Below are 22,326 nucleotides of genomic sequence, written 5' to 3'. Positions count from 1 at the left end.
CAGCCCCGCATCAGTCGTGGTCCGCCGCCGGCAACAGGCCGTCGACGAAGGCGACGGCGTCGAAGGCGCGCAGGTCGGTGGCGGTCTCGCCCAGGCCCACGAAGCGGATCGGCAGGCCGAACTCGCGCGCCAGCGCGAACACCACGCCGCCCTTGGCGGTGCCGTCCAGCTTGGTCACCACCAGGCCGGTGACGCCGACGATCTGGCGGAACTGGCGCAGCTGATTCACCGCGTTCTGGCCGGTGGTGCCGTCGATCACCATCAGCACCTCGTGCGGCGCCGCGGGGTCGAGCTTCTTCAGCACGCGGGCGATCTTGCCCAGCTCGTCCATCAGGCCGCCCTGGGTGTGCAGGCGGCCGGCGGTGTCGGCCACCAGCACGTCGGCGCCGCGCGAGCGCGCGGCCTGCAGCGCGTCGAAGATCACGCTGGCGGCATCGGCGTCCTGGCCCTGCGAGATCACCGGCACGGCGTTGCGCTCGCCCCAGGTCTTGAGTTGCTCGACGGCGGCGGCGCGGAAGGTGTCGCCCGCGGCCAGCAGCACGTTGCGGCCTTCGTCGCGCCACCTGCGGGCCAATTTCCCGATGGTCGTGGTCTTGCCCACGCCGTTGATGCCCACGGTGAGCACCACGAAAGGCTTGTGGCCGGAGGGATCCAGTGGCTGCTGCACCGGCTTGAGCAGCGCCACCAGCGCCTCGCGCAATGCGTTGCGCAACCCGGCGGCGTCGGCGAACTCGCGCTTGTGCATGCGCTGGCGCAGGTTTTCCACCAGTGCGGTGCTGGCTTCCACGCCCACGTCGGCGGTGATGAGGGTGGTCTCCAGTTCGTCGAGCAGGTCGTCGTCGAGCCTGGGATTGCGCTGGAACAGGGAGCCGAGGCCACGGCCCAGCGCACTGCCGGCGAGGCGCTCGCGCCAGCCGCGCCTGGCCGGGGCGGCTTCGACCGGCTCGGCGGCGCTGGCCGCGGCCGGCACCTCGGCCGGGACCGGGGGAGCCGCGGCTTCCGGCGACGGGTCCGCCGCAGGCGCTGCGGGCGCGGCTGCAGGCGGGGTCTCGGCGGGCTTCTTCTTCCAGAAATTGAGCATTGCGGGGGCGATTCAAAGACAATGGGCGGCATGCTAACACCCCCACCTGTACCGGCCGCTGAGTTGGAGCCGGCCGAATGAACGGTCGTGCCGGCCGCATCCGCATCATCGGCGGCAGCCTGCGCAATTCGCGGCTGGACGTGCCCGGGCTGCCCGGCCTGCGGCCCACGCCGGAGCGGGTGCGCGAGACGCTGTTCAACTGGCTGGCGCCGATGATCGAGGGCGCGCGCGTGCTGGACCTGTGCGCGGGCACCGGTGCGCTGGGCATCGAGGCCTTGTCGCGCGGCGCGGCCGGCGCCTGCTTCGTCGAGCCGGAGGCGCAGGCGGCGCGGGCGTTGCGCGACAACCTGGCCCGGCTCAAGGCCGCAGGCGGCGAAGTGGCGGCGATCGACGCGCGGGGCTTCCTGCATGGCGCGGCGCGGCCGTTCGACCTGGTCTTCCTCGACCCGCCGTTCGCGCTGGACCTGTGGGGCGCACTGGCACAGGGCCTGGAGCAGGGCGGCTGGCTGGCCGAACACGCCTGGGTCTACCTGGAATCGCCGCGCGACGTGGCGCCGGCCGTCCCCGCGGTCTGGTCGCTGCACCGCGAGGGGCGCGCCGGCGAGGTGCGTTTTGCGCTCTATCGGCGCGCGCTTCCGTTAAGCTAAGGGCAGTTTCCACAGCATCCCCCCGGCTCGTGAACCAAACTTCCGGCAACCCGCGCCTGGCCGTCTATCCGGGCACCTTCGATCCGATCACCAACGGCCATGCCGACTTGGTGGCGCGCGCCGCGCCGCTGTTCGACCGCGTGGTGGTGGCGGTGGCCGAAAGCTCCAGCAAGGGGCCTGGCTTCAGCCTCAACGAGCGCATCGCGCTGGCGCGGCTGGCGCTGGCCGACCTGCGCAACGTGGAGGTGTGCGGCTTCAATTCGCTGCTGGCCGACTTCGTGGTCGAGACCGGCGCCGGGGTCATCCTGCGCGGCCTGCGCGCGGTGTCGGATTTCGAATACGAATTCCAGCTGGCCAGCATGAACCGCCACCTGATCCCGCAGGCGGAGACGCTGTTCCTGACGCCGGCGGAGCAGTACAGCTTCATTTCCTCGTCGCTGGTGCGCGAGATCGGCCGTCTCGGCGGCGATATCTCCGGTTTCGTGCATCCGGCGGTGCAACAGGCCATGCGTCAGCGCTGGCACAAGGGCCGCAACGCCGGCCTCCCCAAGCAACCCGTAACAGAAGAAGGTGACCATCATGCGTAAGTTCGTTCTCATCGCCGCCATCGCGCTGACCGCCGGCCTCGCCCTGGGCGGCTGCTCGCAGCAGGGCTCGGACCAGGACCAGCAGGCCGCCGCGACCACCACGGCCACCAAGCCCGCCGACATCAACGACGCCAAGGCCTGGAACACCTACCTGAGCCAGCTGGTGCAGAAGAACCTGCAGGGCATGGCCGCGCAGCAGCCCTACGCCTACCTGGTGACCCCGGGCCAGACCGACGACGACAAGGCGCAGAACGCCCGCCAGCTGCAGAACGTGCAGGACACGGTCTCCCGCGGCGTCACCCCCGGCAACCTGCTGGCCTTCGCCGGCCCGGTGTCCGCCACCACCGCCGACCTGCTGGTGGCCGCGTTCAAGGATGCCCAGCCGGGCACCTTCAAGGACGTGATCGTGCTGTTCATCGGCGACAAGGCCGACCAGCAGCGCGTCGAGGACGCGGTCAAGCCGACCGGCGCCACCGTCCGCTTCGTGCAGATGTAATCGGCAATCGATGGTCGGCCGCGCGGCGCGGGCGCAATGCCCGTGCCGCAGGCCGCGCCGCGTGAAGCGAAACGATGTCCCTGAAGATCCTCGACACCTGCGTCAACTGCGACGTCTGCGAACCGGTTTGCCCGAACAAGGCGATCTCGCTGGGCGAGGAGTTCTACGTGATCGACCCCGCGCTGTGCACGGAATGCGTCGGCCACCACGACGAGCCGCAATGCATCGAGGTGTGCCCGGTCGAATGCATCATCGTCGACCCCGCGCACGCCGAGTCGCGCGAAGCGCTCGAACTCAAGTACCGCCACCTGATGAGCCAGGAACCCGCCGCATGAACATCTCCCTGCACGGCCGCGCCCTGCTGCTCGGCCTGTTGCTGACGAGCGGCGCGGCGCTGGCCGCCGACGGCGCGCCCCGGCCCGCAGCGGGCGTCGCGGAGGCGCAGCGCCCCGGCCATGCCGGCATCGCCAGCGCGAATTTCCTCGCCACCAACGCCGGCTTCGAAGTGCTGGCCAAGGGCGGCAACGCGTTCGACGCGGCGGTGGCGGTGGCCTCCACCCTGTCGGTGGTCGAGCCGGAGAGCTCGGGCATTGGCGGCGGCTTCATGGCCACCCTGCACACCGCCAGGGGCGACCGCGACGCCTTCATCGATGCGCGCGAGACCGCGCCGATGGCGGTGAACCCGAAGGACTACCTCAACCCCGACGGCACGCCGAACCGCGACGCGGCGCTGAAGGGGCCGCTCTCCGCCGGCATCCCCGGCGAGCCGGCCGGACTGGAGCTGCTGGCGAAGCGCTACGGCAGGCTGCCGCTCAGCGTGTCGCTGGCGCCGGCCATCCGCATCGCGCGCGACGGCTTCAAGCCCGATCCGCGGCTGCTGGGCGCGATCAGGGACGAGCAGAAGAACCTCGAGCGCTGGCCCGCCTCGGCGGGCAAGTTCCTGCCCGGCGGCAAGCCGCCGGCCGAGGGCGAGGTCTGGCGCGACCCGGACCAGGCGCGTACCTGGGAATCGATCGCGCAGAAGGGCGCCGACGCCGGCTTCTACCACGGCGAAGTGGCGCAGAAGCTGGTGGACGCAGTACGCGCGGCAGGCGGCAACTGGACGCTGCAGGACCTGGCGGACTACCGCGCCAGGGAACGCGCGCCCATCGTCGTCGACTACCAGGGCTACAAGATCGTCACCGCGCCGCCGCCGTCCTCCGGCGGCGTGGCCATCGCGGAGATCCTAAACATCCTGCGCGGCTACGACCTCGCCAAGATGGACCAGGCGCGCCGCATGCACTACGTGATCGAGGCGATGCGCCGCGCGTTCCGCGACCACAACGACTACCTCGGCGATCCCGACTTCGTGAAGATGCCGCTGGACATGCTGCTGTCGCCGTACTACGCCGACGGCCTGCGCCAGAGCATCCTGCCCGACCGGGCCACGCCTTCGTCCATGCTGCCGCACGAGTCGGCGCGCGACCCGGGCATGCACACCACGCATTTCTCGATCATCGACAAGAACGGCAACATGGTGGCGATCACGTCCACCGTGAACTACGTCCTCGGCTCCACCTTCGTCGCCACGGGCACCGGCGTGCTGCTCAACGACGAGATGGACGATTTCGCGCTGGTGCCGGACCAGCCCAACGTCTACGGCCTGCTCGGCAGCAAGGCGAACGCGCCGGAGGGCGGCAAGCGCATGCTGTCCTCGATGTCGCCCAGCCTCGTGCTCGGCAAGGACCGCAGCGCGGTGATCGGCTCGCCCGGCGGCTCCACCATCATCACCCAGGTGCTGGAAGGCATCCTGCACTTCATCGACGGCGACAGCGCGCAGCAGATCACCGCCGCCAGGCGCTTCCACCACCAGTTCCTGCCCGACGTGGTGTACGTGGAGGATGGCGTGTTCGACGCCGCCACCAGCGCGCAGCTCCAGAAGATGGGCTACACGCTCAAGCCGCGCGAAGGCTGGGGCTTCATGAACGTGGTCACCTGGGACCACAAGACCAACACGCTCGATGCCGCCAGCGATCCGCGCCGGCCGTCGGGGTTGGGCAAGGTGGAGTGATTCTTCGTCATCCCGGCCTTCGCCGGGATGACCGGCAAGGCCGGCGTGAGGCGGTGTTCGGACTCGAGGTTTTCGACGTGGAGCTTTATTCGATTTCCGGCAATTCCCAACGTCTCGATGGCGGCGCGATGTTCGGCAACGCGCCGAAGGCGATGTGGTCGCGCTGGATCGCGCCGGACGAGCAGAACCGCATCCCGCTGGCCTGCCGCTGCCTGTTGGCGAAGGGCGTGACGGTGAACGGCGTGCCCGGTCGCAACGTGCTGTTCGAGACCGGCATCGGCGCGTTCTTCGAGCCCTCGCTGCGCGAGCGCTATGGCGTGGTGGAGGATCGCCACGTGCTGCTCGATTCGCTGGCGGCGGCGGGCCTCGCGCACGAGGACGTCCACGCCGTGGTGCTGTCGCACCTGCACTTCGACCATGCCGGCGGCCTGCTCGCCGCGTGGCAGGAAGGCCAGCCGCCGCGCCTGCTGTTCCCCAACGCCAGCTTCGTGGCGGGTGCGGCGCACTGGCAACGCGCGTTGGAGCCGCATCCGCGCGACCGCGCCTCGTTCATCCCGGAACTCACGCAGCTGCTGCTGGACAGCGGCCGGCTGGAGCTGGTGGAGGGCGAACATTCCAGGGCGCTGGGCGATGCCGTGCGCTTCAGCTATTCGGACGGCCATACGCCGGGCCTGATGCTGGCGGAGATCGGCGGCGTGGCGTTCTGCGCCGACCTGATCCCGGGGCGTTCCTGGGTGCACCTGCCGATCACCATGGGCTACGACCGCTATCCGGAAAGGCTGATCGAGGAGAAGCGCAGCTTCCTCGACGACAAGCTCGCGCGCGGCGTGCGGCTGTTCTTCACCCACGACCATGCCTGCGCCGTGGCAAGCGTGCAGCGCGACGCGCGCGGCCGCTACGGCTGCACGGACGAATTGCCCGAATTGCGCGGGAGCGTGGCCTGATGCGCATCGACACCATTCCGCGCGGCGTGCTGGCCATCGCGGCCGGCGTGGCGTTGCTGGCGCTGGGCATCGTGCTGGCGGCGTGGACCGAGCATGGCCTCGCGGTCTATCGGGGCGCGCTGCAGCAGCACGGCGGCGACGTGCTGGACCTCGGCAGCGACGCGGACCCGCAGCCGAACCTGCAAGGCCGGCTGGTGCGCATCAGCGGCACGCCCCGTGTGGTGGTGCAGCCGCTGGACGCGGACTTCAACCAGCAGGCGGACACGCCGCTGCTGGTGCGCCACGTGCAGATGTTCCAGTGGCACGAGCTGCGCATGGGCAACGACGTGACCTACGAACTGGACTGGTCGGACACGCCGCAGGACAGCAGCCATTTCGCCCAGCCGAACGGCCATGCGAATCCCGGGGCGTTCCCGCTGCAGGGCAAGCGCTTCGCCGCCGAGCGCGTGCAACTGGGCGGCTTCGCGCTGGGCCCCGGGCTGGTGCAGGACTTGCCGGGCAGCGAAGCGATCTCGCCCGACGCCAAGTCGCTGCCGGAGAACCTCGCGGCCAGTTTTTCTTTGTACGACGACGCGCTGGTGACCAGCGCCAGGCCGGGCGCCCCGCGCGTAGGCGACCTGCGCGTGAGCTGGGGCGCGGCGCCGTTGCAGGAGATCACCGTGATCGCCCGCGTCGATGGCGACCGCCTGGTGCCCGCGGCGGATGCCGCCGACGGCAAGGGCTACCAGGTCGACGTGGGCGACAGCGCGCTGGTCGACATGCGCCCGGACATGGCGGCGCGTCCGGCGCACGCCTGGTCGTGCCGCGTGCTTGCCGTGCTGCTGGCGGCGCTGGGTACGGGCCTGCTGCTGTCGCGCGATGCGAAGCGCATCGATCCGCTGGCCGCGCTCGGCGGCGGCCTGCTTGCGGCGGCGGCGTCCGCCGCGATCCCGTGGCTGGGCGCGAGCCTGCCGGCGGTCGCCGCGTGGCTCGCCGTCGCCGTGGCCGGACTCGGCCTGCTGCTCTGGCGACGCCGCGCGCTCCGTCGCTGATCGCCGTCCGCGAAATGCCCGCGCTGCGCCCGCGACGCGCCCGTCGCGGCGGCGATGCTGCGCAACCGCACCCGAGGAGAACCCCACCATGCATCCGCGACTGCCCGTCGTCGCCGCGTTGGCGCTTGCCCTGGTCCTGCCGGTGGCGCATGCCGCGCAGGCCGGCGGCGACATTCCGCACGACCAGTGGAACGCACCGCAAAAGCCGTTCCGCATCTACGGCGACACCTGGTACGTGGGGCCCTACGGACTGACCTCGCTGCTGGTGGACACCGGGCAGGGGCTGGTGCTGTTCGACGGCGATCTGCCGGAGTCCGCGCCGGTGATCGAGGCGCATATCCGCTCGCTCGGTTTCCGCGTGCGCGACGTGAAGTGGATACTCAACTCGCATGCCCACAGCGACCATGCCGGCGGCATCGTTGCCTTGCAGGCCGCCAGCGGCGCGCAGGTGCTGGCGAGCGCCGCCGGCAAGCACGAACTGGAACTCGGCGGCGCCGACCGCAGCGATCCGCAATACGGCTCGGCTCCACGCTACACGCCCCTGAAGGACGTGCGCGTGGTGCGTGACGGCGAGACCCTGCAGCTGGGTCATGTCGCGATCACCGCGCACGACACGCCCGGCCACACGGCGGGCAGCACCTCGTGGACCTGGACCTCGTGCGAGGGCCGACGCTGCCTGCGCATCGCCTATGCCGACAGCCTCAGCGCGATCAGCGCCCCCGGTTACCGGTTCACCGACCACCCCGCCTACGTCGCCGACTTCCGCCGGGGCATCGCCGCCGTCGCCGCGCTGCCTTGCGACATCCTGCTCACGCCACACCCCGACGCCAGTGATTTCTGGGACAGGATCGCCAGGCGCAAGTCGCCCACGGATGTGGATGCCCTGGTCGACAGGCAGGCCTGCCGCGACTACGCCGCCGAGGCGGGCAAGAACCTGGATGCACGGCTGGCGGAAGAGCGCTCAGGCGGGCATTGAGCGGCGCGCGCGGATTCCTTGCGGCTCCAAGGCGCGGCCAGCTATGACACGTCCTCGTGTCTATCCTGACGGCATACGGTGAGCGGAGGCGCGCATTGATTGCTTCGTGCCTCGATGCATGGCGCAGCACATCGCGCAGGCGGGAGCCGCTTCCGCCACTCCACCGGCCCAGGCGCCCGATGCCGGTGGAGTGGACCGGCCGTTCCTCCGGACCTTCTCCGGATCAGCGCGGGAATGCTCAGCCCTTGCCGTACCGCTGCTGCAGCAGCACGAACAGCGCGCGCAGGCCCATCGCCTCGCCACCGCGCGGCCGGCCCGGGCGATCGCCGTCGTTCCATGCATAGGTGTCGAGGTGCAGCCAGGGCAGGCCGTCCGGCACGAAGCGCTCGAGGTAGAGCGCGGCGGTGATCGCGCCGGCATGGCGCGAAGGTCCGGCGTTGGCGAAGTCGGCCAGGTAGGAGTCCAGCATGCGGCGGTACGGGCGCCACAGCGGCAGCCGCCACAGCGGGTCGTTCACCGCGCGGCCGGCGGCCAGCGCGGCATCGGCCAGCGCGTCGTCGTTGCCGAACAGCGCCGGCAGGTCCGGGCCCAGCGCCACGCGCGCGGCGCCGGTGAGGGTGGCGAAGTCGATCATCAGCTCGGGCTTCTGCTCGGCGCCGTAGGCCATCGCGTCGCACAGCACCAGGCGACCCTCGGCGTCGGTGTTGTCGATCTCCACGCTGAGGCCGGCGCGGGTGACGACGACCTCGCCGGGGCGCAGCGCGTTGCCGCCCACCGCGTTCTCCACCGCGGGCACCAGCAGGGTGAGCTGCACCGGCAGCTTCGCCTGCATCACCAGTTGCGCCAGCGCGATGGCGTGCGCGGCGCCGCCCATGTCCTTCTTCATCCAGCGCATGCCGTCGGAAGGCTTGAGGTCGAGGCCGCCGGTGTCGAAGCACACGCCCTTGCCCACGATCACCAGCCTGGGGTGCTGTTGCTTGCCCCAGCTGAGTTCCACCAGCCGCGGCGCGCGGTGGCTGGCGCGGCCCACGGCGTGGATGGTGGGGAAGTTCGCCTTCAGCAGCTCGTCGCCGACCCAGTCGCGCACCTTGGCCTTGTGCGCCTTGCCGAGCTGCGCGATCGCCTCGCCGAGCTGCTTGGGGCCCATGTCCTCGGTGGGTGTGTTGACGAGGTCGCGCACCAGCGCCGTGGCCCCGGCCAGCGGCTGCGCGGCGGCGAGCGTGGCGGCATCCACCGCCAGCGTGGCCGGTGCGCGCTTCGCCTTGCGGTAGCGGGTGAACTGGTAGGCGCCCAGCGCCCAGCCCAGCGCGGCCTGCACGGGATCGAGCGCGACGCCCTCGGCCGCGAGCTGGTAGGTGCCTTCCGGCAAGGTCATCGGCAAGGCCGCGAGTGCGGCCAGCGGGTCGTTCGCATCCACGCCGACCAGCACGCGCGCGGGCTTGCCCTGCGCGTCGGCCAGCAGGATCGAGGTGCCGGGGCTGGCGTCGAAGCCGTTCGCCTCCAGCCAGCGGCGCTGCGCCGCATCCAGCCGCTTCTTCGCGGCGGCGAGGTGGCGGGCGTCGGTGGCTTCGATGGCGACGCAGTGGCGGGGGGCGGCGGAGCGGTCGAGCAGGGCGGACATGGGAGACCTCGTGGCGTGCGTGTTTCGCAGCCGCGAATGATGCGCCGATGTGGCCGCGCGGTCACGCCGCGGCGTGGGCCTCCAGCCATTCGGCGAGTCCGCGGAGATCGGCGAAGACCAGCTCCGGCGCCTCGCCCAGCTCGGCGGGCCAGGTTTCGCCGTGGCGGTTGATCCACGCGGCGCGCAGGCCGGCGCGCCGCGCGCCGACCACGTCGAGCGCGGGATCGTCGCCCACGTGCAGCACTTCGTGCGGAGCCGCGCCGAAGCGCTCGACGGCGGCGAGGAAGATGCGCGGATCGGGCTTGGCCGCGCCCACGTCGCGCGAGCAGACGTGGTGGGCGAAATGCGCCTGCACGCCGGTGCGCGCGAGGTCGGCGTTGCCGTTGGTGAGGCTGGCCAGCGGCCAGCGCGCGGCGAGGCGCTGCAGCGCGGGCAGGCTGTCGGGCCACGGCTGCACCGCGTTGCGCGCGGCGAAGTAGATCTCCCACAGCGTGTCCAGCGGCGCGTCGGTGATGCCGCAGGAGGCGAAGACGTGCTGCTGGGTGAGCCTGCGCTGGGTGGTGAAGTCGTGGGCGAGGTCGGGCCGCGACGCGGCCACCTGCGCACGCAACTCGCGCATGGCCGGGATTGGCCATGCGCGGGCCACCTCGGGCCAGTGTTCGCGCAGGTAGTCGTCCACCGCGCGGTCCGCGAGCTCAAGGGCCGGCATCACCGGCCACAGGGTGTCGTCGAGGTCGAACGTGACGGCGCGGATCGGCACGACGTCAGTCGTGGCTGACCTGCAGCGACTGGCCGAGCTTGATGTTGTCGTTCTTCAGGTGGTTCCAGTCGCGCAGGTCGGCCACGGTCACGCCGTGCTTCTGGGCGATGCCGGACAAGGTGTCGCCCTTGGCCACGGTGTAGGCCTTGGATGCCTCGCCGGCAGGCTTGCCGGCGCCGGTCGATGCGGCGGCGGTTTCCTTCGCCGCGGCGTTGCGCTCGTCCAGCGCGGCGCGGGCGGCCTCGGTGCGCTCCGAGGTCGGCGCGATCGCGGCGGCCGCGGCATAGCTGGCGCCCGGCGCGGCCAGCGGCGGCTTGGCGTTGCTGGCGGTGGATTCGGCGTACACCTTTTCGCGGCGCTCCTCGTCCTTCGCCACCAGCGCGATGCCGTCCTGGTACGGCAGCACCGAGTGGTCGCGCAGCACGGCCTTGGCCTTGTCGCTTTGCAGGAAATCGACGAAGTCCTTCACCGCGGCGGCCTTCGTGCTGTTCGGGTTGGTCACCAGGTACAGCGGGGTGTACAGCGGATAGCTGCCGTCGGCGATGTTCGCCACGGTGGGCGCCACGCCGTCGACCGGGATGGTGCGCAGCTTGGGGTTGCCGTTGACGTTGGCCAGCGTGGACAGGCCCAGCCCGTTCGGGTTGAGCGCGATGCCGTCTTCCAGCGCCTTGGTGTTGAGGTACAGGCGCGGCGCGGAGATCTGCTGGTCGCCGTGGCCGTACAGCAGGGCGCGCAGGCTGTATTCCACGCCGTCGTTGGGGCTGATCACCGCGTACAGGTCGATCGGCGCGTCCTTGCCGCCCACGTCCTTCCAGTTGGTGATCTTGCCGAAATAGATTTCGTGCAGCTGGCGCACGGTGAGGTTGCGCACCGGGTTGGACGGGTTGGTGATCATCACCAGCGCATCCCAGGCCACCGGGGTGAAGGTGAGGCGGCTGTCTTCGGGGGTGCCGTCGCTGCCGCGCGCGCTGCCGGCGAGGTCGGCGGTGCCGCCGGCCACCGCATCGATGCCCGAGGCGGTGTTGAACGGCTGCAGCTCGATGCGGGCGTGGCCGGTGCGCTGCCATTCCTTCGCGATGTCGGTCACCACCGCGCGGGCCGTGGTGACGTCGCCGCGCCAGATCAGCGCGGGTCCCTTGCTGCTCTTGCTTTTGCTGCTGGTGGTCTTGTGGTGGACGGGAGCGGATTTCGTCGTCGTGGTGGTGGCGGCGAAAGCGGGGGCGACGAGGCAGGCGCCGAGCAGGAAGGCGGGCAACAGGCGGACAGCACGAACGGACATGGTGACGGAATACCCCGACGGGAATGGAGGATGAAGGCGGTGGCGGGCGGCGGCGCGTGATCCCGGCCGGCGCGCAAAGCGGGCGAATGCAGGGTATTTCAGCGGCTGGGGCGCAAAACATCAAGCGCACGCGAGGGTTTGTGCGACGTGCGCCCACCCGCCACTGTGCGTTTGTTCACGCATGCGGGCCATGCGTCGCCGCATGGCCCGCGGCAGTCACTGCACGAGCACGTAATGCGTGCCGTCGTCGTCGGCCACCACCAGGGCAAGCTGACGCGGCCGCATGCCGGCGAGTTCGCGCAGCATGCGCAGGTCGGTGATGCGCACATTGCCCACGCCGATCACCACGTCGCCGGCGTGCAGGCCTGCCGCGGCGGCACGGCTGCCCGGCTGCACCGCGCCCACCGCGACGCCGTACATGCCCTGGCCGCGCTGGTTCTGGTCCAGCTCGGTGAAGGTCACGCCGGCGAGGCGCGGATCGAGCCTGGCGCCGTCGACGCTGGCGAGCCGCTCCGGGCGCAGCACGGCGCTGACGTCGCGTGCCTTGCCGTCGCGCAGCATGCCCAGCTTCACCGTGCTGCCCACCGGCAGCAGGCCCTCGGCGTTGCGCAGGTCGTTCACGTTGCGCAGCGGCTTGCCGTCCAGCGAGGTGAGCACGTCGCCGGGCTGCAGGCCGGCCTGTTCGGCGGGCGAGCCCGCATCGACGCCGGTGACCACCACGCCCTTGTCCTGCGTGAGGCCCAGCAATTGCGCGATGCGCGGCGTGATGTCCTGCGACTGCACGCCCAGCGTGCCGCGCTGCACCTTGCCGTGCGCGATCAGCTGCTGCATCACCTCGGCGGCGAGGTTGCTGGGGATGGCGAAGCCGATGCCCACGTTGCCGCCCGAGGGCGAGAAGATCATGGTGTTGATGCCCACCAGCTCGCCGCGCAGGTTCACCAGCGCGCCGCCGGAATTGCCGGGGTTGATCGAGGCGTCGGTCTGGATGAAGTTCTGGTAGCCGGACTTGCTCAGCCCCGAACGCCCCAGCGCCGAGACGATGCCCGAGGTCACCGTCTCGCTGAGCCCGAACGGTTCGCCCACCGCCACCACGAAGTCGCCCACGCGCAGGCCGGAGGAGTCGGCCAGCGGCAGCGCCTGCAGATCGGGCGCGTTGATGCGGATCACCGCCACGTCGGTGTCGGGGTCGGTGCCGACCAGGCTGGCCTTGTACGTGCGCCCGCCCTGCAGCGTCACCGTGATGTCGTCGGCGCCGCCCACCACGTGGTTGTTGGTGAGGATGTAGCCCTTGGCCGCGTCCACCACCACGCCCGAGCCCAGGCTCTGCTCCACCCGCTCGCGCGGCGTGGCCGGCAGGCCGAAGAACTGGCGGAACACCGGGTCGTCGAAATACGGGTTGCGCACCTGCACGCGCGTCCTGGTGGAGATGTTCACCACCGCCGGCGTCACCTTCTCCAGCATCGGTGCCAGCGAAGGCATGGGTTGGCCGTTCACCGCGGGCGGCATCGTGGCGTGGCTGGCGCGGGGGAAGGCGGCGCCGAGCAGCAGCACGCAGGCGCCGGCAAGCCAGAGCGGAAAACGCGGGTGACGGGATGACATATGGGCTCCTCGTGCCAGATGCGGAAACGGCGCCGCTTCGACTGCGGAGAAAGGCTCGTGGTTCCCCGCGCGGATGCGCTTCCGGGACGCCAAACCACTTTACATCGGCCGCTCCCGGCGGTACCTTGCCACTGGTTCGCAATCACAACATCTTGTGCCTGCCTGCGATCGAACGGACAAGCACTGGTGTGGTTGATCGCTTCAAAGGGGGCAGGCCAGGCATCCGGCCGGCAAGCTGGCGCAGCGACGCCCATACGGCGTGGCTCGGCCGCGATGCCGGCAATCAAAACGACAGGGCCGCAAGGCCGCATTGAAGAGGTCAGGGAGCCGATGAGCACAGCGCGCGTACCAGCGACGGGATCGGAACTGCAACGCGACACCGCCGCGGCGATCCCGCTGCAGCCTGCCTCGCAGGACATCTGGGACAAGAAGTACCGCCTGCGCAGCAAGGCTGGCGCGCCGGTGGACGCCGACGTCGATGGCACCTGGCAGCGCGTCGCGCGCGCCCTGTCCGACGTGGAAACCACGCCCGAGCTGCGCGAGCAGTGGAACGAACGCTTCCTGTGGGCGCTGCGCCGCGGCGCGATCCCGGCCGGCCGCATCACCTCCAACGCCGGCGCGCTGGAGCACAAGCCCGCCACCTCCACGATCAACTGCACGGTGTCCGGCACCATCCGCGATTCGATGGACGACATCCTGGAGAAGGTGCACGAGGCCGGCCTCACGCTGAAGGCCGGCTGCGGCATCGGCTACGAGTTCTCGACGCTGCGCCCGCGTGGCGCCTACGTGTCGGGCGCGGGCGCGTATACCAGCGGCCCGCTGTCCTTCATGGACATCTACGACAAGATGTGTTTCACCGTGTCGTCCGCCGGCGGCCGCCGCGGCGCGCAGATGGGCACGTTCGACGTCAGCCATCCCGACGTCAAGGAATTCATCCGCGCCAAGCGCGAGGACGGCCGCCTGCGCCAGTTCAACCTCAGCCTGCTGGTCACCGACGGCTTCATGCAGGCGGTGGAGCACGACCAGGACTGGCCGCTGGTGTTCCCGATCCACGTCAAGGAGCGCGACGAGCTCGATCTCGACGACGCCGCCAAGGTGGTGTGGCGCGAGTGGCCCACGCACGAGAACTACGTGGACCGCGAGGACGGCCTGGTCGCCTGCAAGATCTACGGCCACATCCGCGCGCGGCACCTGTGGGACATGATCATGGTCTCCACGTACGACTACGCGGAGCCCGGCTTCATCCTGATCGACAAGGTCAACGAGATGAACAACAACTGGTGGTGCGAGCACATCCGCGCCACCAACCCCTGCGGCGAGCAGCCGCTGCCGCCCTACGGCTCCTGCCTGCTCGGCTCGATCAACCTCACCACCTTCGTGCGCGACCCGTTCGGCCCCAAGGCCCGCTTCGACTGGGATGAATACCGCGAAGTGGTGAAGGTGTTCACCCGCATGCTGGACAACGTGGTGGAGATCAACGGCCTGCCGCTGGAGCAGCAGCGCAACGAGATCATGAGCAAGCGCCGCCACGGCATGGGCTACCTCGGCCTCGGCTCCACCATCGCCATGCTCAAGATGCGCTACGGCAGCGCCGAGGCGGTGTCCTTCACCGAGGACGTCTCGCGCGAGATGGCCGTGGCCGGCTGGGAGGTGGCGCTGGAGCTGGCCAAGGAAAAGGGCACCGCGCCCGTGCTCGCCCGGGACTACACCGTCACTGGCGACATGCTGCGCAAGCGCCCGGAAATGGTGCGCGACGGCTGGAAGGCCGGCCAGAGCATCCCCGGCCGCGTGCTGCACGCCAGGTACAGCCGCTACATGCAGCGCATCGCCGAGGTGGCGCCGAACCTGGTGAACGAGCTGGCCGAGACCGGCGCGCGCTTCACCCACCACAGCTCGATCGCGCCAACCGGCACCATCTCGCTGTCGCTGGCCAACAACGCCAGCAACGGCATCGAGCCCAGCTTCGCCCACCACTACTCGCGCAACGTGATCCGCGAAGGCCGCAAGACCAAGGAAAAGGTCGAGGTCTACAGCTACGAACTGCTGGCCTACCGCGCGCTGATCAACGCCAACGCGATGCCGTTCAGCGACGACCCGCAGGCCAAGTTGCCCGACTACTTCGTGGCCGCCGACGACATCAGCCCCAAGCAGCACGTGGACATCCAGGCTGCCGCGCAGAAGTGGGTCGACTCGTCGATCTCCAAGACCGCGAACGTGCCCACCGACTACCCCTACGAAGACTTCAAGGACATCTACTTCTACGCCTACAAGCAGGGCCTGAAGGGCTGCACCACCTTCCGCTTCAACCCCGCCGCGTTCCAGGGCGTGCTGGTGAAGGAGGCCGACCTTGCCAACACCCTCTACCACTTCGAACTGGAGGACGGTAGTGTTGTGGAACTTCGCGGCAACGAAGAAGTGGAATACGACGGCGAGATGCACACCGCCGCCAACCTGTTCGATGCCTTGAAGGAAGGCTATTACGGCAAGTTCTGACACGCAGTCCACGAACGCAACGATCACCGAGGGGTACACCGCATGTCCAACGATCCTGAAATCGAAGTGCAAGACAGTGTGACGCCGGCCGCTCCCGTGGAGCCGGTGATCGAAGCGCCGGTCGCCGCCGCGCCTGCGCCGGCCGCGCCGATTGCGGCACCGAAGAAGGCGGCAGCCAAGAAGAAGGCCGCGCCGAAGAAGGCCGCTGCGAAGAAGGCCGCAAAGAAAGCCGCGCCGAAGAAAGCCGCGCCGAAGAAGGCCGCGCCGAAGAAGGCTGCGGCGAAGAAGGCCCCGGCCAAGAAGGCTGCCGCGAAGAAGGCAGTCAAGAAGGCCGTGAAGAAGGCGGCGGCGAAGAAGGCCGCCCCCAAGAAAGCCGCCAAGAAGAAAGTCGCGAAGAAGCCCGCCGCCAGGAAGGCGGTGAAGAAGGTCGCGAAGAAGGTTGCCGGCAAGGCGAAGAAGCCCGCCAAGGCCGCAAAGAAGGTCAGCAGCAAGAAGACGGCGAAGAAAGCCGCTCCGAAGAAGACAGCCAAGAAGGCTGCCGTGAAGAAGGCCGCCAAGGCGGTCAAGAGGTCCACTGCCAGCAAGAAGGCGAGCGTCAAGTCGGCGAAGAAACCCGCCGCCAAGAAGGCCGCCCGCAAGAAGTAAGTCCCGAAGCAGCCGGCCCGGCCACGCGCCGGGCCGGCTGTTTTTCTATCCAGGTTGCGCGCGCCGCCATTCACCACCAGGAACGAACGCCCCATGGCGATCAAGATCGAAAAAAAGATCAAGGGCTACAACGTCGTCAAGCCCGAGGACAAGGCCGCGCCCGCCGCCGCACCCGCCCAGGCCAAGGCCGCCGAACCGCGCCAGGCCGAAGTCATCCAGATGCACGAGAGCCTGGAGCGCCCCGAGCAGCTCATCGGCTCCACCTTCAAGATCAAGTCGCCGCTGTTCGAGCACGCGCTGTACGTCACCATCAACGACATCGTGCTCAACGCCGGCACCAAGCATGAGCAGCGCCGCCCCTTCGAGATCTTCATCAACTCGAAGAACATGGACCACTTCCAGTGGATCGTGGCGCTCACCCGCATCCTCTCCGCCGTGTTCCGCAAGGGCGGCGACGTCACCTTCCTGGTGGAGGAGATGAAGGCCGTCTTCGACCCGCGCGGCGGCTACTTCAAGGCCGGCGGCGTCTACATGCCCAGCATCGTCGCCGAGATCGGCGCGGTGATCGAGCAGCACATGAAGAACATCGGGCTGATCCACGACCCCGAGATGAGCGACAGCCAGCGTGCGCTGATCGCCGAGAAGCGCGCTGCCTACGAGGCGGCCAGCGCAAAAAAAAACTCTGATGCCAGCGTCTCGTCCGTAGGAGCGGCATCAGTCGCGACCACCCAGGCTGAAGCCGAAGGCGGCAGCTTCCCGCCTGGCGCCACGCTCTGCCACAAGTGCAACACGCAGGCGTTGGTGCTGATGGATGGATGTCAGACTTGCCTCAACTGCGGATACAGCAAGTGCGGTTGATAGGTGCACCATAGATAAAAGTGTGGAGCACAAAGGGCAGCGTTTCGCTGCCCTTTGTGTTGTTGCCGTCCGAAGGACGATGTCCGGCTCACTTGCCAGACCCGAGCCAGCGCATCCCGCGATACGAATCCGCCACCACCCATGCCGCCGCCGTCAGCACCCAGGTCGCATAGGTCTCGCCCCAGTTGAAGGCGCTGATATGGCCGGCGGCGACCATGGGCAGCCAGATCAGCAGCAGGAACAGGCCCATCATCACGGCCGAGAGGGTGGCGGCCAGCCGGGCGAGTACGTTGAACAGGATCGCCACGCCTGCGGCGAGGTAGGCGCCACCGGTCAGGTAGGCCCAGAACACCGGCGCATGCAGCCAGTGGGGAATCAGCGGGGCGGTGAGGTTGAGATAGACGAAGTGCGAGAAGCCGAAGCCGATCAGCGCCAGGCCGTAGAGCACGCGCGCCATGCGCAGGCCACGCTGGCCAATGGCGAAGCCGAACCGGCGCCGGTCCGCGTCGGTGGCGAACCACGCATGCAGTACCCATGTGGCCGCCACGACCACCGCCATCTCGCTGCAGTATTGGTACGAGCCTTCCGTAAGCGGCGCCCGGACGATCAGCGGCAGCTTGAACACCAGCAGCCACAGCAGCGCGTAGGCAAACAGCACGCGCGCCGCCAGTGGCGTCGAGCGTGGCCAGAACAGGCCGAGGCCGCACGCCAGCGAAACCACGGCGCAGAGAGTCGCCAATAGCGTTGCGGCCGGTATGTGGTCGAACACCGGCTGCCATATCACGGTGAATCCGCTTCCGGTCAGGCCCAGGAGGCCGAGGGCGACCAGGGTCGCCGCAAACACGGCATGCCCTATGCTGGCGATACGCATGGCTTGATCCTCTCCGAAGAAAAGGGTGTCGGTGGCAATCCTGCTGCATCGAACAGTACGACATCACGGCTTGGTCCTTCTTGTCATGGGCCTGCTGGCGCTGGGTGGCTGCGCCACTGCGCCGCCGCGCAACAGCCAGGACATCTGCCAGGTCTTCGACCAGTACCCCAACTGGTACCGCGATGCCCGCGCGGCGCAGAAACGCTGGGGCACTCCGGTCAATGTACTGATGGCGTTCGTGCAGCGGGAGTCCGATTTCCGCAGGAAGGCCCAGCCGGCCCGGCCGCACTTCCTGTTCATCCCGTTGCCGCGCCGGTCCAGCGCCTATGGCTACGCGCAGGCGCAGGACCCGGTGTGGAAGGAATACCTGAAAGAGAACGGCCGCTGGTTCAAGAGCCGCAAGGACATGGATGACTCGCTCGATTTCCTGGGCTGGTACACCGACCGCATCCATCGCGAGCTGGGCATCTCGAAGTGGGACCCGCGGCACTTGTACCTGGCCTACCACGAGGGCATCGGCGGCTACCGCAGCGGACAGTGGCAGCACGACCGCCACCTGCTGCAGACGGCCGACGTCGTCGACAACCTTGCCCGCGAGTACGGCGCCCAGCTGCAGCGCTGCAGGTAGCGGATCAAGGACAGTTCCGCGAGCCGCGGGTGTGGTGGCGGATTTCCTGATGGGCAAGCGGGTGCCGGGAGAACTGCGCCAGGCAAGGCGGGCCAGTACTGGGGTTGATCAGGCCCGGGCCAACATGCCTCCGCGATACGGGTCAGCCACTACCCATGCCGCCGCAGCCAATACCCAGTCGCGTACGTCTCGCCCCAATTGAAGGCGCTGATATGGCCGGCGGCGACCATGGGCGGCCAGATCAGCAACAGGAACGGATCCATCATCACGGCAGAGCGGGTGGCAGTCAGCCGGGTGGCAGGTTCCTCGGCTGGCCTGCATGCCGTCATGCGTCGGCCCGGAAGCCTCGAACCCGCGCCTCGACCGCGGAAGGCTGCTCATGGATGAATTGTCCCGGGCCTGGTCGTGCCCCGCGGTTCACTGCTCGCAGAGCAAGTCCACCAGGCCGGCGCGGCGCTTCGCGCCGAGCCCACGCATGGCCGAGATCACGCGGCGCTCCTGCGCCGATAGTGCTTCGTAGCTGGAGGCCTGTTCGCCGACCCGCGAAGCTGCCGGCTCGCGCCCCATCGCCAGCCAGTCCAGGCTGCAGCGGTATTCCATGGCTATCTCGATCAGTCGCGACAGCTCCGGCAGGGCGCGTCCGGCGAACCACAGCCTGGCCGTTTCGCGGGCCACGCCGAAATGCGTGGCAACCGTGACCACGCGCTGGCGCCCGCCAGGCACGCCGGCTTCGTCGCATGCGTGCTGCAGGCGGCTGGCGAAATCGACGTAAGGCGCGGGATGGGGCATGCGGACCGGGAAGTACAGCGAAAGTCCAAGTCATTCTTGCAAGCCGACCAACCGCGTTTGACAAGTTATGCTTGTGATTACAAATCAGAATTGCTATTCTACAAGCCTGGCGTGGCGCTGTTGCGGACAAGGCCGGTGATGCTCCTGATCCGCACGCGCGCGCGAACGGCTTTGGTGCCAACGCCAATGCGGGGCGGCACGGGGAGTGTCCCCGCTTGAGGGCGGGGTGGTGACCAGCCGCGAACCGTCCAGTCACGGTTTGCACGAGGGAAGACATGACAAGGCAATCGAAGAGGCCGCCTCGGCGCGGCAGGGGCGGCCGCGCGCCTCGAGGACCGCCGGCCTGACGCGAGCGAGCGGGCGGGTTGGTGGCGACGGCCGGCCAGCGACCCGCGACCAGGGCGGCCATGACGGTGGATGTCCCTGGCTGGCGGCACCGTGCCGCCAATGCATGCCGTATGCCGGGCCGATCGCATCGAACGATCTTGCCTGGCCCGACACGCGGTCAAGCCTGCGTGCGGGCGGGGTCCACCTAGGGAAAGCACAAGGACGCAGCATGAAGACCAGCACGCTACGCAATGCCATTTCCATCGCCTTGCTCGTCGCCGCTCCCGGCGTGAGCGAGTGGGCCGCGGCCCAGGACGCCACGAGGGGCGCGACCACGCAGGATGGGACGTCAGCAACCGACGCGGCGACCAAGACGCATCCGAAGAAACCGGCCGGCACGTCCAAGGCGCCAGCGACCACCAACCTGCAGACCGTCACGGTCACCGGCACGCGCATCCGTGGCGGCAGCACGCCGTCGCCGGTGATCACCATCGGCAGCGAGCAGATGCAGGAGGAGGGCTTGAGTGACCTCGGCGAGGTGATACGCGACCTTCCCCAGAACTTCAGCGGCGGGCAGAACCCCGGCGTCGTCACGGCGACGGGCTCGGGAAATACCTACAACCAGAACGCGACGGGAGGATCGAGCCTCAACCTGCGGGGAATCGGGGCGGATGCCACGCTGACGCTGCTGGATGGCCGGCGTCTTCCCAATAGCGGCTTCGGCGAGGCGGTGGACATCAGCGCCATCCCGGTGGAGGCGGTGGATCACATCGACATCGTCGCCGATGGTGCATCGGCCATCTACGGCTCCGATGCGGTGGCCGGCGTCGGCAACGTGGTGCTCAAGCGCGACTTTGACGGAGTGACGGTCGGTGCCCGCTACGGCGGGGCAACGGACGGTGGGCTGGCGACGAGGGAATACACCGCTGTTGCCGGCACAACCTGGGCAAGCGGCGGGCTGATAGCGGCATACGAAGACACCACGGTGGACCCGATCCACGCGGACCAGCGCAATTACACGGCATACATGGGTGAGCCGTTCGTCCTCTACCCGGGAAGTGAACTCCATAGCGGCCTGCTCAGCGTCCATCAGGCCCTGGGCGATCGTGTCGAGTTCCAGATGGACGCTTTCAGGACGGAACGGGACCAGACGTGGTTCCAGAACTATGGCGCGTTCTATTACGAGAACATCTCTCACACCACCACCACGTCTGTGGCACCGAGCCTCACGGTCGACCTTCCCGGCGACTGGACAGGAACGGTTGAAGCGACATGGGGCAAGGACAGCAACCTCAACTGGACGCAGATGGTGGTCGCGGGGACGGGTGCCGAGACCCTTGTGCTTCACTCCTGCTACTGCAACGAGGGTGGGTCGGCCGAGGTCGGGGCGGAAGGTCCATTGTTCGCACTGCCTGGCGACGACGCGCGACTGGCGGTGGGGGCGGGAAGCCGGACGACTCGGTATGAGAACCGCTCCTTCCTGGGCAGCACGCGCGAAAGCGGACGGCAGGAAAGCCGCTACTTCTACGGGGAATTGAATCTGCCCTTTGTCGGTCCGGACACGGGTGTCGCCGGTATCCGGCGGCTGGAGCTGTCCGCCGCCCTGCGCTGGGAAAACTACAACAGCTTCGGCAGCGTCACTACGCCCAAGCTTGGGCTGATCTATGGTCCGGGCGAGGATTTCACCCTCAAGGCATCCTGGGGGAAATCGTTCAAGGCGCCCTTGCTTGGCCAGCTGTATGCAAGCCGCATCGCGGGCCTGTGGACCGCAAGCGCAGTAGGTGGCGCGGGGTATCCACCGGATGCCACCGTGCTGATGGCGTTCGGTGGCAACCCGAATCTCAAGCCGGAGCGCGCCAATACGCTCACGGCATCCCTGGACTTTCATCCGGCAGCGTTGCCCGCACTCGAGGCTGAGCTGAGTTGGTTCCGCATCAATTACGACGACCGCGTGGTGCAGCCACTTCCGGTCTACAGCCAGAGCCTGAGCAATCCCGCACTTGCCGATTTCATCCAGTACTCGCCGACTGCCGAAGAACTGGCGGCCGTCCTCGCGACCTACAACTACGCGTTCTACAACTACGCAGGCGCCAAATACGATCCTGGCAAAGTGGTTGCCATTGCCTATGGGCAATACGCCAACGCAATGCGCCAGCACATCGACGGCATGGACCTCACCGGGTCCTACCGCATGGACCTGGGAACGGGAAAGCTGACCATTCGCGGTTCAGCAAGCTGGCTGGACAGCTGGCAAAGGAATACCGCGAATCAGGCGCCATTCGACCTGTCCGGCACGCTCTTCTACCCTGCGAAGCTCAATGCCCGCGCGGGCGCCGTCTGGGCGAGTGGCGGCTTCTCTGCCTCGCTATTTGCGAAATACGTCGGTGGCGTGACCGATCAGGTCTCGGGCAGGAAGACGTCCTCATTCACGACCTTCGACGCGACGATCCGCTATGCCTTCGATGGACTTCGCGGCCCCTGGTCGGGGCTGGAGCTCTCCCTTACTGGCCAGAACCTGCTCAACAGGGCGCCGCCCCTGTATACGCCGGTCGCGATGGCCGACGTTCCCTACGACTCGACGAACTATTCCGCGATCGGCCGGTTTCTGGGTGTCGCCCTGTCCAAGCATTGGTGAGGTGGCCGA

The 22,326-nt window shown here is 68.7% G+C and carries 20 protein-coding genes; 13 read left to right on the top strand and 7 right to left on the bottom strand.

All coding sequences use genetic code 11. The features are described 5' to 3' along the window. Positions 1 to 10: 10 nt before the first annotated feature. Complete coding sequence (ftsY, locus tag IHE47_RS11210; RefSeq protein WP_192105969.1) at positions 11 to 1,081, bottom strand: signal recognition particle-docking protein FtsY; 1,071 nt, start codon at positions 1,079 to 1,081, stop codon at positions 11 to 13. Between the two features lie 77 nt (positions 1,082 to 1,158). On the opposite strand from ftsY, the gene rsmD reads away from it, so the two are divergent. The 8 genes from rsmD (at position 1,159) to bla (ending at position 7,812) form a co-directional block, all read left to right on the top strand. Then, complete coding sequence (gene rsmD, locus IHE47_RS11205; protein WP_192105968.1) at positions 1,159 to 1,728, top strand: 16S rRNA (guanine(966)-N(2))-methyltransferase RsmD; 570 nt, start codon at positions 1,159 to 1,161, stop codon at positions 1,726 to 1,728. Between the two features lie 29 nt (positions 1,729 to 1,757). After that, on the top strand, positions 1,758 to 2,315 hold the full coding sequence (coaD, locus tag IHE47_RS11200) for a pantetheine-phosphate adenylyltransferase (RefSeq protein WP_192105967.1): 558 nt from the start codon (positions 1,758 to 1,760) through the stop codon (positions 2,313 to 2,315). Next, positions 2,308 to 2,811, top strand: coding sequence for a hypothetical protein (locus IHE47_RS11195; RefSeq protein ID WP_192105966.1), 504 nt, complete (start codon positions 2,308 to 2,310; stop codon positions 2,809 to 2,811). Before coaD ends, IHE47_RS11195 begins: the two co-directional genes overlap by 8 nt. Positions 2,812 to 2,885: 74 nt before the next feature. Further along, on the top strand, positions 2,886 to 3,146 hold the full coding sequence (locus IHE47_RS11190) for a YfhL family 4Fe-4S dicluster ferredoxin (protein ID WP_192105965.1): 261 nt from the start codon (positions 2,886 to 2,888) through the stop codon (positions 3,144 to 3,146). Further along, on the top strand, positions 3,143 to 4,861 hold the full coding sequence (gene ggt / locus IHE47_RS11185) for a gamma-glutamyltransferase (RefSeq protein ID WP_192105964.1): 1,719 nt from the start codon (positions 3,143 to 3,145) through the stop codon (positions 4,859 to 4,861). The genes IHE47_RS11190 and ggt overlap by 4 nt, the downstream gene beginning before the upstream one ends. Before the next feature lie 77 nt (positions 4,862 to 4,938). After that, positions 4,939 to 5,805 (top strand): MBL fold metallo-hydrolase, encoded by an 867-nt coding sequence (locus tag IHE47_RS11180; protein WP_192106090.1) that lies wholly within the window; start codon positions 4,939 to 4,941, stop codon positions 5,803 to 5,805. Continuing rightward, entirely contained in the window at positions 5,805 to 6,836 is a 1,032-nt protein-coding gene (locus IHE47_RS11175) for a TMEM43 family protein (RefSeq protein ID WP_192105963.1), read from the top strand. The genes IHE47_RS11180 and IHE47_RS11175 overlap by 1 nt, the downstream gene beginning before the upstream one ends. Before the next feature lie 88 nt (positions 6,837 to 6,924). Then, positions 6,925 to 7,812 carry a subclass B3 metallo-beta-lactamase gene (gene bla / locus IHE47_RS11170; RefSeq protein ID WP_192105962.1) on the top strand — a complete coding sequence of 296 codons (888 nt, stop codon included), beginning with the start codon at positions 6,925 to 6,927 and terminating at the stop codon, positions 7,810 to 7,812. Positions 7,813 to 8,050: 238 nt separating this feature from the next. On the opposite strand, the gene IHE47_RS11165 is transcribed toward bla, so the two are convergent. From IHE47_RS11165 to IHE47_RS11150, 4 genes are all read right to left on the bottom strand, one after another. Continuing rightward, complete coding sequence (locus IHE47_RS11165) at positions 8,051 to 9,433, bottom strand: leucyl aminopeptidase family protein (protein ID WP_192105961.1); 1,383 nt, start codon at positions 9,431 to 9,433, stop codon at positions 8,051 to 8,053. Between the two features lie 61 nt (positions 9,434 to 9,494). Next, positions 9,495 to 10,193 carry an HAD family hydrolase gene (locus IHE47_RS11160; RefSeq protein WP_192105960.1) on the bottom strand — a complete coding sequence of 233 codons (699 nt, stop codon included), beginning with the start codon at positions 10,191 to 10,193 and terminating at the stop codon, positions 9,495 to 9,497. A 4-nt stretch (positions 10,194 to 10,197) separates the two neighbouring features. Beyond that, positions 10,198 to 11,472, bottom strand: a complete 1,275-nt coding sequence (locus IHE47_RS11155) for a substrate-binding domain-containing protein (RefSeq protein ID WP_192105959.1) — start codon at positions 11,470 to 11,472, stop codon at positions 10,198 to 10,200. Positions 11,473 to 11,688: 216 nt separating this feature from the next. Beyond that, a complete protein-coding gene (locus IHE47_RS11150; protein ID WP_225561813.1) occupies positions 11,689 to 12,978 on the bottom strand; it encodes a DegQ family serine endoprotease in 1,290 nt (429 codons plus the stop codon). 423 nt (positions 12,979 to 13,401) lie between these two features. Here IHE47_RS11150 and IHE47_RS11145 point away from each other — a divergent pair, with 423 nt between their 5' ends. From IHE47_RS11145 to IHE47_RS11135, 3 genes are all read left to right on the top strand, one after another. Further along, positions 13,402 to 15,564, top strand: a complete 2,163-nt coding sequence (locus IHE47_RS11145; RefSeq protein ID WP_192105957.1) for an adenosylcobalamin-dependent ribonucleoside-diphosphate reductase — start codon at positions 13,402 to 13,404, stop codon at positions 15,562 to 15,564. 42 nt (positions 15,565 to 15,606) lie between these two features. After that, a complete protein-coding gene (locus IHE47_RS11140; RefSeq protein WP_192105956.1) occupies positions 15,607 to 16,209 on the top strand; it encodes a hypothetical protein in 603 nt (200 codons plus the stop codon). Positions 16,210 to 16,302: 93 nt separating this feature from the next. Beyond that, positions 16,303 to 17,067: an NrdJb gene (locus tag IHE47_RS11135; RefSeq protein ID WP_192105955.1), complete on the top strand. Its 765-nt coding sequence runs from the start codon at positions 16,303 to 16,305 to the stop codon at positions 17,065 to 17,067. A gap of 88 nt (positions 17,068 to 17,155) precedes the next feature. On the opposite strand, the gene IHE47_RS11130 is transcribed toward IHE47_RS11135, so the two are convergent. Further along, entirely contained in the window at positions 17,156 to 17,938 is a 783-nt protein-coding gene (locus IHE47_RS11130) for a DoxX family protein (RefSeq protein WP_192105954.1), read from the bottom strand. 70 nt (positions 17,939 to 18,008) lie between these two features. Here IHE47_RS11130 and IHE47_RS11125 point away from each other — a divergent pair, with 70 nt between their 5' ends. Beyond that, complete coding sequence (locus tag IHE47_RS11125) at positions 18,009 to 18,566, top strand: hypothetical protein (RefSeq protein ID WP_225561775.1); 558 nt, start codon at positions 18,009 to 18,011, stop codon at positions 18,564 to 18,566. A 417-nt stretch (positions 18,567 to 18,983) separates the two neighbouring features. Here the strand turns inward: IHE47_RS11125 and IHE47_RS11120 are convergent, their stop codons facing one another. Beyond that, on the bottom strand, positions 18,984 to 19,355 hold the full coding sequence (locus IHE47_RS11120; protein WP_225561773.1) for a DNA-binding protein: 372 nt from the start codon (positions 19,353 to 19,355) through the stop codon (positions 18,984 to 18,986). A 556-nt stretch (positions 19,356 to 19,911) separates the two neighbouring features. Here IHE47_RS11120 and IHE47_RS11115 point away from each other — a divergent pair. Next, complete coding sequence (locus IHE47_RS11115) at positions 19,912 to 22,317, top strand: TonB-dependent receptor (RefSeq protein WP_192105953.1); 2,406 nt, start codon at positions 19,912 to 19,914, stop codon at positions 22,315 to 22,317. The last annotated feature ends 9 nt before the right edge of the window (positions 22,318 to 22,326 follow it).

Source organism: Rhodanobacter sp. DHB23 (assembly GCF_014842975.1).
Classification (GTDB): Bacteria; Pseudomonadota; Gammaproteobacteria; order Xanthomonadales; family Rhodanobacteraceae; genus Rhodanobacter_A.
This window is presented reverse-complemented; position numbering and strand designations above follow the sequence as displayed.